This is a genomic window from Parahaliea aestuarii, assembly GCF_008064635.1.
Taxonomy (GTDB): Bacteria; Pseudomonadota; Gammaproteobacteria; order Pseudomonadales; family Halieaceae; genus Parahaliea; species Parahaliea aestuarii.
On sequence record NZ_VRYZ01000001.1, the window covers coordinates 151,992 to 165,218 of the forward strand.

General features: G+C 64.6%; 8 protein-coding genes. 2 read left to right on the forward strand and 6 right to left on the reverse strand.

Going from position 1 to position 13,227, the window contains the following annotated elements:
• Positions 1 to 110 precede the first annotated feature (110 nt).
• The gene (locus FVW59_RS00650; protein WP_148062318.1) at positions 111 to 1,262 is read right to left on the reverse strand and encodes a D-2-hydroxyacid dehydrogenase; all 1,152 of its coding nucleotides are present in this window, start codon (positions 1,260 to 1,262) and stop codon (positions 111 to 113) included.
• A 113-nt stretch (positions 1,263 to 1,375) separates the two neighbouring features.
• On the opposite strand from FVW59_RS00650, the gene FVW59_RS00655 reads away from it, so the two are divergent.
• Entirely contained in the window at positions 1,376 to 3,016 is a 1,641-nt protein-coding gene (locus tag FVW59_RS00655) for an amidohydrolase family protein (protein ID WP_148062319.1), read from the forward strand.
• Positions 3,017 to 3,058: 42 nt separating this feature from the next.
• Here FVW59_RS00655 and FVW59_RS00660 read toward each other — a convergent pair whose 3' ends face one another.
• The 4 genes from FVW59_RS00660 to FVW59_RS00675 form a co-directional block, all read right to left on the reverse strand.
• Positions 3,059 to 3,907 carry an SDR family NAD(P)-dependent oxidoreductase gene (locus FVW59_RS00660; RefSeq protein ID WP_148062320.1) on the reverse strand — a complete coding sequence of 283 codons (849 nt, stop codon included), beginning with the start codon at positions 3,905 to 3,907 and terminating at the stop codon, positions 3,059 to 3,061.
• An 11-nt stretch (positions 3,908 to 3,918) separates the two neighbouring features.
• A complete protein-coding gene (locus tag FVW59_RS00665) occupies positions 3,919 to 6,414 on the reverse strand; it encodes a TonB-dependent receptor (RefSeq protein ID WP_148062321.1) in 2,496 nt (831 codons plus the stop codon).
• A gap of 124 nt (positions 6,415 to 6,538) precedes the next feature.
• On the reverse strand, positions 6,539 to 7,738 hold the full coding sequence (locus tag FVW59_RS00670; RefSeq protein WP_148062322.1) for a helix-turn-helix transcriptional regulator: 1,200 nt from the start codon (positions 7,736 to 7,738) through the stop codon (positions 6,539 to 6,541).
• Positions 7,739 to 7,769: 31 nt separating this feature from the next.
• A complete protein-coding gene (locus tag FVW59_RS00675; protein ID WP_148062323.1) occupies positions 7,770 to 9,725 on the reverse strand; it encodes a flavin-containing monooxygenase in 1,956 nt (651 codons plus the stop codon).
• Positions 9,726 to 9,914: 189 nt separating this feature from the next.
• Between FVW59_RS00675 and FVW59_RS00680 the strand changes: the two genes are divergently transcribed.
• Positions 9,915 to 11,621 carry an acetolactate synthase large subunit gene (locus FVW59_RS00680; RefSeq protein WP_148062324.1) on the forward strand — a complete coding sequence of 569 codons (1,707 nt, stop codon included), beginning with the start codon at positions 9,915 to 9,917 and terminating at the stop codon, positions 11,619 to 11,621.
• Positions 11,622 to 11,652: 31 nt separating this feature from the next.
• Here FVW59_RS00680 and FVW59_RS00685 read toward each other — a convergent pair whose 3' ends face one another.
• Positions 11,653 to 13,137: an autotransporter outer membrane beta-barrel domain-containing protein gene (locus FVW59_RS00685; RefSeq protein ID WP_187275696.1), complete on the reverse strand. Its 1,485-nt coding sequence runs from the start codon at positions 13,135 to 13,137 to the stop codon at positions 11,653 to 11,655.
• Positions 13,138 to 13,227: the final 90 nt, after the last annotated feature.

A 13,227-nucleotide genomic window follows, 5' to 3' on the forward strand; every position in this document is an offset into this window, starting at 1 on the left:
GGTGATCACCGCACGAATGAGAACCATGGGCGGGGAAGGGGGCTGTCTATCGGTACTGCGATTCCGATACTTCCGCTGCTCAGATGCTGCCCGGCTGGGCGGGGGCCGCTTCAATACCCTTTCACCATATCCACCGGGTTGAGTAGCGCCTCCCCGGCCACATAGCGGCGCAAATTCTCCACCGCGATCAGGGCAGAGCGGTAACGCGCGTCACCGCCGCTGGCGGCGACGTGGGGCGTGATGATGACCCGCTCCATCTGCCACAGGGGATGATCGGCGGGTAGGGGTTCCGGGTCGGTCACATCCAGCCCGGCGCCGTAGAGCTGGCCGGATCGCAGTGCCGCCACCAGGTCGTCCGTCACTGTGCTGCCACCGCGGCCGACGCTGATGAAAATGGCGCCGGGGCGGGCGCCGGCGAAGAATGCCTTGTCGAACAGGCCGCGGGTGTCGTCGGTCAGGGGCAGGGCGTTGACGATGACGTGGGCCTGCTTCGACAGCTCGCCCAGTTCATCGGCCAGGCCTACGTAGTCGACAAAATCGGGCCCTTCCCGGGACGAGTTGCGGGTGGCGATGACGCGCATGCCCAGGCCGTGGGCGCGTTGCGCCACTTCCGTGCCGATACCGCCGAGGCCGACCACCAGCAGGGTCTTGCCGGCCAGTTCGCCAAAGCGCTCCTGACCGGTGATGTTGGGGTCCCAGTCACTGGCAAGCTGGGCTTTCTGGTAGGCGGGCAGGGCGCGGGCAATGCTCATCAGCATGGCGATGCTGTGTTCCGCGATCGTCGGCCCGGACAGGCGCTTGCTGTTGCTGAATACGCGGTTCTTGAACAGGGCCTCGTCGGCGCCCGAGCAGCGATCCACGCCCACCGTGTAGCTGTGCAGCCAGAACAGTTCCTCAGCGGCCTGCAGGGTCGCGGCGGTGCAGAAGCCGATCACAGCGTCGGCGCCCTCCAGCAGGGCCGTGTCCACCTGCCAGCCGCCGGAGCGGTCCAGCACCAGTTCCACATCGCCCGCGGCCTCCCGCAGGCGCTGTTCCATATTGGGCAGGGCGTCGGCAAAGAACGACGGCAGTGCCACAACGACCTTCCCGGGTTGCCAGCCTGCCATTTCGCGCAGCGGCTGTGCAGCGGTCGTCAGCCCCTGGGTCGCAATCACTTTCGCGACTTCGTCTTCGGCGGTGCTGGCGGCCGCAGGGACGGCGAGATTGACGTACAGGGCGAGCAGGGCGCTGACACCCGGCAACAGGCGGTGAACGTGGCGCATCGTGAAAACTCCGTAATTTCGGGCAGTGCGGAGCCACAAGCATAGGCGCACATTGCCGCTTCTGCGAGGGGCGGTGCTATAGTCAGTCCCCAGAAGCCCGCGGGAAAATCACTATGAAATACCACTTTGCCCCTCTACTTGCCGTTGCCTTTGCCGGCCTCATGCCTTTTGCAGTCCAGGCGGATGCTGTAACGCCGGGCGAGGAGGCCATCAGTACCGTGCTGTCCCGGGGCATGGCGCCGCCGCGCATGGCACCCCCGCGAGGGGATGAAAGCGAAGGGCCCTTCGAGCGACTGGTTATTGCCAATGCCTTCCTGGTGGACGGCACCGGTGCGCCGCCGCGCGGCCCGGTCAGCATTGTGATCGAGAACGACCGCATCGCCGATATTCGCGGTGGCGGCACCGCCGGCATCCACGGCAGCGACAACCCCTGGGGGCCGGGCACCCGGGTGATCGACGCCAGCGGCCAGTATGTGCTGCCGGGCCTGATCGACGCTCACGCCCACCTCGGCACACCCTCCCACGCGGCGGCCGGCTCCCTGACCGACCCGGAGTACGTACTCAAGCTGTGGCTGGCCCACGGAGTGACCACGGTGCGCGATGTCGGCGCCATGATGGGCCTGGGCTGGACGGTGGAGCACAAGCAGCGCAGCGCGAAGGGGGAGATCAGCGCCCCGCGCATGGTGGTGCACTCCATGTTCCCGGAGAGCATGCCGTCGCCGGATGCGGCGCGTAAATGGGTGCGCGCGGTGAACAAGCGCGGCGCAGACGGGGTGAAATTCCTCGGCGCATCTCCGGCCCTGATCGAGGCGGCCATGGACGAGGCGCAAAAGCTGGACATGAAAACCGCCTATCACCATGCCCAGCTGTCGGTGACCGGCACCAATGTGCTCGACAGCGCGCGCATGGGTCTGGACAGCATGGAACACTGGTACGGCCTGCCCGAGGCGATGTTCGAGGATCGCGTCATCCAGGACTACCCCTACGACTACAACTACAGCAATGAGCAGGATCGCTTCGGTGAGGCGGGCCGGCTGTGGCTGCAGGCGGCGCCTCCCGGCTCGGAGCGCTGGCAGGCGACTATCGACGAGCTGATCTCCCTCGACTTCACTCTCGATCCCACCTTCACCATTTACGAGGCCGCCCGGGATGTGATGCGCGCGCGCAATGCGCCCTGGCATGGCGACTACACCATGCCCTACATCATGCGCGCCTTCGAACCCAGCCCCGAAGTGCACGGCTCCTTCTTCTTCGACTGGACCACCGCCGATGAAGTGGCCTGGAAGCGCAACTACCAGCGCTGGATGCAGTTCGTGAACGACTACAAGAACGCCGGTGGCCGGGTAACAGTGGGTTCAGACGCGGGCTTTATCTACAAGATCTACGGTTTTGCCTACGTGCGGGAACTGGAACTGTTGCAGGAGGCAGGCTTCCACCCGCTGGAAGTGCTGAAGTCCGCGACCCTGAATGGCGCCGAGCTGCTGGGCATGGCCGACGAGATCGGCAGCGTGGAGATCGGCAAGAAGGCGGACCTGGTGATCGTCAATGAGAACCCCGTCGCCAACTTCAAGGTGCTCTACGGCACCGGCCACCTGAAACTCGATCAGGACAGCCACACCCTCAAGCGCACGGAAGGCATCCGCTATGTGATTCGCGACGGCATTGTGTTCGACAAGGACAAGTTGCTGGAAGACGTACGCGAACTGGTTGCCGCGCAAAAAGCCGCGGAAAAGACGGCGGGTACCGGCCCCTGAGCCTGGGCTCAGGGCCGGCCCGCCGAAAGAGGGAAGGGTTTCTCAGGCGGGAAAGGGTTTGCCCGCCGTGATTGCCGCCAGGGCATCCTCGCCGAAGGCGGCCGCCAGTGCCTCGGTCATGTCAGGGTGGCGGCGCAGGCCCTGGCCGCCATCGATGTTGTAGCACTGCCCGGTCACCCAACTGGACTCTGGTCCGGCCAGGTAGCGCACGCCCTCGGCGATATCCTCGCCCTCGCCAGTGCGCCCCAGGGGTATTTGCTCATTAAAGGCTGCCATGGTGCCCGCGCTGGCGAACATGGGGCCGGTGGCCTCGCTGCGGGTCAGCCCCGGGCGCACCGCGTTGATGCGGATGCCGGCGCTGGCCAGTTCGTCCGCCGCGGAGCGGATCAGGCCTTCCAGCCCGGCCTTGCCGGCGCAGTAGGCCGACAGCCAGGGGAAGGGCATGGCCGCGGTAGTGGACGAGATACAGACGATGGAACCGCCCCGGTCCATCAGCGGCGCGCAGTGGCGGATGGCCAGGAATGCCGAGCCGATGTTGAGCTCTAGCTCCCGCATCAGGCCCTCCAGCGATTGCATCATTAACGGCATGAAGCCGCCGCCGCCAACCGTGGGCACCACGATGTCCAGACGCTGGCGCAGGTCGAAGGCCTGTTGCGCCGCGCGCACAGTGTCCGCTTCCTGCAGGGCATCGCCGACACAGAGGGCGACCTCGGCCTCGGGGTATCTGTCCAGAATGGCCGCCCGGGCCTGTTCCAGCTTGTCCTGGCGCCGGCCCATCAGGGTTACGGCCGCGCCGTCCTCCGCCAGGCGCGCGGCACAGGCGGCGCCGATGCCGCCGGCGCCCCCCGTAACCAGGGCCGACTGGCCCTTCAGTGCTTGCAGGTCTGCCATGAGCAGGCTCCTCAGAAGCGGTAGTCGAGATCGAAACCGTACATCCGCGGCGGGTTATAGACCACACCGGCAAAGCCCACTGACTCAAATGCGCCGATACCACTCTGGCGATAGAACTCGTCGGTCAGGTTCTTGCCCCAGAGGGTGGCGGTGAGATTGCCGGCTTCACCCAGGCTGATGTCGGACAGGATCATCCGCGCGTTGACCAGGGTGAAGGGGTCGTTCTCAACAAAGTCATTGAAGCGGTTTTCAATCGTGCCGTAGGTGTAGCTGTCGCTGTAGGCCACATCCACCCGGGCACTGAGCTGGCCGAAACCGAAGTAGGGGAAATCGTACTGTACGCCGGCGGAAGCAGTGTTTTCCGGGGCGTTGGCGAAGACACCGCGGTCGCTGACGTCGCAGGTGGTGCCCGGCGCGCCGCAGAACTGGCCGGTGGGATCAAAGAAGGAGTACTCGTCGTACTCCGGATCCAGGTAGCCGTAGCTGACGTTCAGGGTCAGGCCTTCCATCGGGATGGCAATCAGCTCGAGTTCCAGGCCCTGGTAGCTGGCCGCCGCCGCGTTCTGCACCGTACTTTCAGCACCGGTGGCAGTGGGCACGAACTGGGTCACCTGCTTGTCGTCGTACTCGCTGTAGAACACCGCGCCATTCAGGCGCAGGCGGTTTTCCAGCCACTGGGACTTGATCCCCAGTTCATAGGAGGTCAGGGTTTCCGCATCGAAGGGCCGCTGGTTGGCGATGGAGGTGCGCGACAGGAAGCCGCCCGCCTTGTAGCCAGTGGCGATACGGAAGTAGCCGGTCATGTCCATGTTGAAGGCGTAGTCGAAGGTCAGGCTGCCGCTGGTGTTGTCGAAGTTCTCGTCGAAACTCTGGGAGGCGGCAATACCGTTCACGCTCTCGTCGATAGTGATTTCGCGTTCGTCCTCGGTGTAGCGCAGGCCAACGGTGACGTCGAGCCGGTCGTCCAGGGCCGCCGGGGTCCAGGTGAGCTGGCCGAAAGCCGCCCACGCCGAGTTGTCGGTGTCGTAGCTGCGGGCGGTGCCGAAGCTGCCGAACAGGAAAGCGGTCTGCTCGCGGGTGACCTCGGTGGCCTCTTCGTTGAAGTAGTACAGGCCCGCCAGGTACTGGAACTGGCCCACGTCGCCGAGGAACTGGATTTCCTGGGAGAACTGCTCGTGGGACTTGCGGTTGGGCGCGCCCGCGGCGAACAGCGTAACCACACCACCGCCGCTGGCGCTCAGGTCCAGGAAGCCGCCGCCGGACAGGCCGGTGCGGTGACGCAATTCCATCTCGCGGTAGCCGGTGAGGGACTTCACGGTGAGGAAGTCGGTGATATCCCAGGCGGCGGTCAGGCTATGGCCCTGGATATCCATGTCTTCCTGGCCGGCGTAGGGAATGTTCAGGGCGTCCTTGCGGTCCTCGTCCGCTGCGGCCGCGGCATTGCCATACACGCCGAGGAAGGTGCCGAGCTGGGCCTGGGCCGGGCTGGCGCCGCCGAAGGCGGGGTTGGCCGTATTGGCGAAGGCCACGCAGGAGGGGTCGGTCGAGCAGGCGCCGGACACGGGCTGGTTGCCGAAGGCGGCGTAGGTGCCCAGCAGTACCGAGTCGGCGATGCCGCCGTCGTTGGCGCCGGGGCCGAAGCTCAGGCTGGGGTCAAAATTCGCGCCAAACACAGAGGCTGGTACCGCCTCTGCGCGGGTCAGCTGGAAAGCTGCCGGGGTGCCGGTGCCCTTGGTGCCGTCGTAGCTGTAGTCAAAGCTCAGGGTGTCTGTGGGGGTCCAGTTCAGGGCTACGTGCCAGGCGTCGTTGTCCTGCTCGCCGAAGTCATCGGCTTTGCCCTGCTGGAAGTTGGTGGTTTCGTTGTCGACCCAGCCGCCCCGGGTGTCGTAGAGGTAGGACAGCTTGGCGGAAATACCGGCAAATTCCGGCAGGTCGACAATGGTGTGGGCTTTGAGGCGGTCGTAGTTGCCCAGGCTCAGGTTTTGCTGGAACTCGAATTCGCCGCTGGGCTTGGCGGTGACGATGTTGATGGCGCCGCCGGTGCTGTTGCGGCCGTACAGGGTGCCCTGGGGGCCGCGCAGTACTTCGATGCGCTCCAGGTCCACCACGTCAAAGGCCAGGCCGTTGTTGCGGGCCATGTAGATGCCGTCCATGTACACGCCGACGGCGGGGTCCACACTCATCGAGGGCTCCGGTTCGGTGATGCCGCGGATGGAGAAGTTCACTGTAGCGTTGGAGGCGGACTGGCGGTGCATGGACATATTGGGGGTGAAGTGGGTGACGTCGGTCACCTGCTCGATGCCCATGCTTTCGATGGCGGCCGGGGAAAAGGCGGAAATGGCGATGGGCGCATCCTGCAGGGATTCCTCGCGCTTCTGTGCGGTGACGACGACCTCTTCCAGGGCGGTGGCGCGGTTGCCGTCCTGGGCCAGTGCGGGCGCGCTGGCCAGCGCCACGGCCAGGGCCAGGGTGGATGGAGCAAAAACGGGTTTGGCGGAATGAATCATGGCTTACCTCTGAGTATTGTTATCGTGCGGCGGCAGAGGCTAGGTGGTGGGGTGGGGCGACCTCATCACTCAAATGGATGATATGGAGATGTCCCGAGGGCGAGAGGGCTGTGCGGTTGAATAGTTAGCCCAGCCCGGCGACGCTGCGCAGCACCAGACTGACCAGGGCCGACTGCTGGTTGACGCCGCTTTTCTGGAAGGCGCCGCGCAAATGGGTGCGCAGGGTATTGCGGCTGACGCAGCGTTCCTCGGCGATCTGCTCCAGACTCATACCGTTGGCCAGGGAGATGGCGAGCTGGGCTTCGCTGGGAGTGAAGTCGAAGAGCTGCTGCAGGATGCCCTGTTGTTCGGGGCTGAGAATTTCCGGCGTGCTGATGTACACCGCGATGCGCGGGCCATCGGCACTGGCTTCCGCCGGTATCAGGTCTGGCGGCAGCAGCCCGGCTTCGGCGCCCGCGGGCAGTGGTTTGAGCAGCAGGTAGAGACCGCTGTTGGGGCTCTCGGTTTCCATGCGCAGGGCCGGCGCCAGGGTTGGGCTGTTTTCCGGCGTGCCGGCGCACTCGGCAAGCAGCGCCTGCAGGCGCTGCTGATCGCCGCTGCGTCGGGCCGCGAGCCGGCCCTGGCGCTCAGCGATCAGTTCGCTGCTGGACAGCAGGGCCCGGGCTACCGGGTTGCAGTGAAGGATGCGGCCGCCGGCATCCAGCAGAATGGTCGCTATTTCCAGCCGGCTGGCGATGCCGTCATAAATGCCGAGTTCAAAGCCCTGCTGCCGGGTCTGGTCGAGCCAGCTCTGCAGCTGTCGCAGGTGGGGGGCCAGCAGGTTGAACAGCGCTTTTTCCTGCTCTCCGAAGGGCGCGGCCCGCTCGCTGCGGATCGCCCGCAAAAACAGCGCCGGCCTGCCGTCGCGGGGAATATCGATACCGAGAATCTGCACCAGGTCTGTCGGTTGCATGAACTCGCGGTAGAACGCGGTCTGGCGCAGCTGCTCCGGTGACAGCACTTCCGACAGGGTAATGGCCTCGCCGTCCGGCAGATTGACGAAGGGGTCGAGGGCGGAGAAGTCATTGGCGTACTGCAGGCGGTGCTCACGGTCGAAGTCTGCTCCGCCGATGAACACCACGCCCGGATCCCCCGGGCGGGGACGGGCCAGGTTCAGTACGGTGAGCCGGGAACCGGTGAGCTCGCACAGCTGGTTGAGGAAGAGCGCCCAGGGGGCGTCTTCCCGCGCTCCGTTATAGAGCGCTTCCAGCAGGGTGTTGTAGGTATCCAGCGACAGGGTCATGGCAAAGGGTGGCTTCCACAGGGGGCGCGCCAACGCTACCACGATCCGCCGCTGGCTTCACGAGGGGCAGGCCTCAGCTAAAGCGGTAGTCTTCCGCCTTGGGCTGCTTGGTCATCTGCCAGTAGTCGATGATGCGGAAGGGCAGGTTGGCGGTGACCCGGCCGGCTTCGTTCTTGTACCAGTTGTTGACCCCTTCCCAGCCCCAGGCGGTGTCGGCGTTGATCCGGTCCACCTCGTCGTTGTAGCTGTCGTGTACTTCCTGGCGCACGTCCATGCTCTGGTGGCCGCCTTCCAGCAGGAAGCGGATGCTGCGCAGGATGTAATTGACCTGCGACTCGGCGTTGTGGGCAATGCTGCCCGCCACCACCAGGTTGGTGTTGGGGCCGTAAATGCAGAACAGGTTGGGGAAGTTGGGCACCGTGATGCCGAGGTAGGCGCGGCCGTTGGTATCGCCCCACTGCTCGTTCAGGCTCACGCCGTCGCGGCCGGTAACCTGCATCGGAAACAGGAAGCGGTCGGCGTAAAAGCCGGTGGCGCAGGCGATGGCGTCCACCTCGTGCAACACGCCGTCGGCGGTGCGCACGCCAGTCGGCTCGATGGCGGTGATGCCCTCGGTGACCAGTTCCACGTTGTCCTTTTGCAGGGCGGCCAGGTAGGTGCCGTTATCCTGCAGGATGCGCTTGCCGAAGGGCGGGTAAGTGGGCAGCACTTTTTCCAGCAGTGCCGGGTCCTGTACCTGGGATTCGATCCAGGCGGTCAGTGCCTGGCGCATTTCGTCGTTGGCGGCGCTGACCGAGCGGCTGTCGTTCCAGGCCGGGTCCACCAGGGTCTTGTCGTACACGCCCTCGATGGAGGTGTAGAACAGCCAGAAGCGGTACCACTTGCTGTAGTAGGGCAGCTTCTTCAGCGCCCACTTCTGACCGTCGCCCACCGCCATGTGGTAGCCGGGATTGGGAAACATCCAGGCCGGGGAGCGCTGGAACACGGTCAGTTCACTGGCGGTTTCGGCCAGTTCCGGGATGATCTGGAAGGCGCTGGCGCCGGAACCGATTACCGCGACCTTTTTGCCGGCGAGATCGAGCCCTTTGGGCCAGGCGCCGGAGTGGAACAGGGGGCCGTTGAAGGTATCGATACCGTCGATTTCCGGCAGCTTCGGCCGGTTGAGCTGGCCGACGGCGCTGATCACGGCGCGGGCGGTCAGGGTGTCGCGCTCTCCGTTGCCGTCCACCACCGTGACCTGCCAGGTGGCGCTGTCTTCGTCCCAGCGCGCGGCCTCCACTTCGGTGTTGAAGCGGGTATGCTCTTTCACGCCGTAGTCCGCGGCACAGCGGTCGAAGTAGGCGCGGATTTCGTCCGCCAGGGGGAAGTGGCAGCTCCATTCGTGGTTGGGTTCGAAGGAATAGCTGTAGCTGTGGCCCGGCACATCCACCCGGCAGCCGGGGTAGTGGTTCTCGAACCAGGTGCCGCCGAGGCCGGAGTTTTTCTCGATCAGTGTGTAGGGGATGCCGGCCTCGCCGAGACGGATACCGGCCAGTACCCCGCCCATGCCGCCGCCGATGATCACTACCGGGAAGTTGCGCCCGGCCGCCTTCAGGGCCTCGGTCTCCAGGTTCAGGCCGCGCTGGTCGACGCCGTCGAGGGCGATTTCCTCGCGGATGAAATTCTCGTAGCGCTGGTCCAGTTCGTGGCCGCACATAAAGGTGTAGAGCTCGCTGACCACGTTGTCGTCCAGTTCCGGCAGGCTGCCGCCGCGCTGTCGGTAGGCGGCGATGGCGGTGAGCACCTCCTCGTGAATCTGCGCCGCCTGCGCGCGGGTATAGCCGCCCTCCAGTAATTGCTCGCCGCCGGCCCCGGCCTCCACCACGTTCATCATGCGCGGCGCCGGGTAGCGCGACAGCACGCTGGTATCGCCACTCATGTGCACGATGCTCATCAACAGGGACGGCACATTCAGTTCCCACAGCATTTCGCGGATGGCTGCGTCGTCCTCGGTGATCGCTTCCACCGAGGCTTTGAGGTGTTCGAGCATGGCTGCTTCTCCGTGTTCTCTTGTTATGGCAGTACTTATCCCACAGGCCGTGGTCAACTGCGAGCGGGGGGATAGTGTCGGGGTGGGCGCCGGCTCACATCCTCCAAATAGATGAACCGGACGTAAGGCGTGTCATTTTTTCAGCCTGTGCTAGCATCCTTGAACTATCCATGGAATCAGGAGTTGGACGTGACCAAAGCATCGGACCTGTTTGTACAGGCACTGGAACAAGAGGGTGTGCGCTACGTGTTTGGTATTCCGGGGGAGGAGAATCTGGATTTTCTCGATTCCCTGTCGCGCTCGGAACAGATTCAACTCATTCTGACCCGCCACGAACAGGCGGCAGGATTCATGGCGGCCACCTATGGTCGCCTCACCGGTAAAACGGGGGTCTGTCTGTCCACCCTGGGCCCCGGCGCCACCAATTTCACCACCGCGGCGGCCTACGCCCAGCTCGGGGGAATGCCGATGATGATGATCACCGGCCAGAAGCCGGTGAAAAAGTCCAAGCAGGGGCGCTTCCAGATTCTCGATGTGGTGGAGATGATGAACCCCATCACCAAGTACGCCCACCAGCTGGTGTCGGCGGACAACATCCCCAGCCGGGTGCGCGAGGCCCTGCGCCTGGCGGAGGAAGAAAAGCCCGGCGCGGTCCACCTGGAATTGCCCGAGGACATCGCCGACGAGGAGACTGAACAGTATCCCATCCCGGCCTCCATCGTGCGCCGTCCGGTGGCCGAGGAGAAGGCTATCCGCTTTGCGGTGGATCGCATTGTGGCGGCCAAATCACCCATCCTGGTGATCGGCGCCGGTGCCAACCGCAAGCTGACCAGCAAAATGCTGACGCAAATGGTCAATGACTACGGTATCCCCTTTGTCACCACCCAGCTCGGCAAGGGCGTGATCGACGAGCGTCACCCGCTCTATCTCGGTTGCGCCGCCCTGTCTGCCGGCGACTTCGTGCACCGCGCCATCGAGGCGGCGGACCTCATCATCAATGTCGGCCACGATGTGATCGAGAAGCCGCCCTTCTTCATGCAGCACGGACGGCTGAACGAGGGCTCCGACCATCACGAGACCAACCCGGTGGAAGTGTCCGCCGGCACCCAGGTTATCCATGTGTCGTTCCGCTCGGCGGAGGTGGACCCGGTCTACTTCCCGCAGCTGGAAGTGATCGGCGATATCGCCAATGCCATCTGGCAGATGAACAACGGTCTCGCCGAACGGGAGCTGCCAGGCTGGGATTTCTCCCGCATGATGGAGGTCAAGGAGCACCACGACGCCAACATCGCCGAGGGCAGCGACGACGACCGCTTCCCCATCTACCCCCAGCGCCTGGTGGCAGAGGTGCGCAAGGCCATGCCGGATGACGGCACCATTTGCCTCGACAACGGCGTGTACAAAATCTGGTTCGCCCGCAACTACCGGGCCTACGGTTCCAACACGGTCCTGCTGGACAACGCACTCGCCACCATGGGCGCCGGCCTGCCTTCGGCCATGGCGGTGCATCTGGTCAATTCCGGGCGCAAGGTGATGGCCATCTGCGGCGATGGCGGGTTCATGATGAACAGCCAGGAGCTGGAAACGGCCGTGCGCCTGAACATGAACCTGGTGTGCCTGATTCTCAACGACTCCTCCTACGGCATGATCCGCTGGAAGCAGGCCAACATGGGCTTCAGCGACTGGGGGCTGGAGTACGGCAACCCGGACTTCGTCAAGTACGCCGAGGCCTACGGCGCCAACGGGCACCGGGTGGAGAGCAGCGCCGGGCTGGCGCCGCTGCTGGAGCAGTGCCTGAACACCGGCGGTGTGCATTTGATCGACTGCCCGGTGGATTACTCCGAGAACGACGAGATCCTCAACCGTACCATCCGCAAGCTGAGCGCGGCCATCTGAATGCCCGGGGCCTCTGGCCCCGGTCAATCAACTAGAACTCGTAGCGCAGTCCGGCGCTGATGATGTCGTGGCTGTAGTATTGCAGGCCCTGAATCGAGCGATAGCTGATGAAGCCCTGCAGGCCGCCGTGAATCTCGCCATCCAGACTGCGCTGGCGCCCACCGCGCAGTACCGCTGAAAGGCCTGCCGAAAACACCGCATAGTTCTGGTCCAGGGGGTCGGTGGCGACACGAAAGCGGGCCTCCGGCCCGAGGTCGACGGCGTTATAGACAGCGGTGATGTCCCGCGATTCGTCCTCGAACTGGTGGTGGTATTCGGCGCTGGCGAAGGGGATCAGCACGCCGAAGGATGGCGTTGCGGTGTACTGCAGGCTGAGACCGGCGACGGCTTCCAGCGAACGGAAATCCTGCCGCTCGACACGCAACTGGAAGGCATCGTTGTTGATGTCCCGCTCGCTGAAGCCGTCGATACGGGTATCGGCGAAATCCAGGCGGCCGTAGGGCTCCAGGTTCAGCGCCGGGCCCAGTGCAATGTTGTAGCCAGCCGCCGCATTGACCGACCAGGTGTCGCCGCTGGTATCGCTCAGGGTGCGGGTGTCCACGCTCTCCACCGCCGGATTGAAGGAGGGGTATTCGATGGCCCGATCGAGGTCAAAATCCATGCGCTGGAAGCCTGCACCGACACTGGCGTACCACTGGTCGTGGTAATACAGGGCAAAGGCCATCAGGCTGTAGCCCTCGGTCTCGATGTCGCCGTCCACCACCAGTTCGCCCTCCTGCTGGAAGTCGATCTCGCGCTGGGTGATGCCGGCCAGCAGTCCGCCGACCCAGTTGGCATTGAAACGGTAGTCGGCCCCGGCATTGAATTCGTAGCCATCGAAGTCGAAACCGTCTTCATTACCGGTAGCGTCTTTGTCGCCCTTGCCGTAGCTGCCGTTGACAAAGCCGCCCCAGGGACTGTATCGCTCGCCGGCAGCGCTGTCGGCGCTGGCGCCCAGCCCCAGCGGCGTGTCGGCGGGGGTGCCGGCCAGGAAAAAACCGGTGGCGCCGCCGCGCAGGGCGGATATGCGGCTCGCCAGGGTAGACAGCTGACCGCTGACAAACTCGGTGGTCAGTGATTCCTGGGCGGCAAATTCTTCACCCGCAGTCCAGCGCAGGGAGGTGCCAAGGCCGGCGAGATCGGTGCCCAGGCTGAAATCGGTGGGACCCTGGCCCGTAAGCTCGTTGGCGGTGTGCACCAGCTCGCGGGCATTTTCGAACAGCAGAAAGGTCTGCCCGCCACAGTCGGCACTGGCCTGTCGCTGCAGCGCGGCGCAAGGGCCGCCGTTGCCCTGCAGGAGGGTGTCGTAGGTCGCCTGATTGGCTGCGGCCGCAGACTCTTCGACAGCGTTCGCATACTGTCCCGTCAGATCCAGCAGCGACGCACTGGCCTGCTGACACAGTAAAATACCCAGCGGCAATACAGCCAGGCCGCACACCCTTCCGTGGCGGTTGCCCCGTTTCCATTCCCCAGACATCGTCAGTCCCCTGCAGCGCCCCCGGGTGCGGCGGATAGTGGCCGCCTGGAATGCCCGGGAGTCTTGGTGGTCGGATTTTTGTTCAGGGAG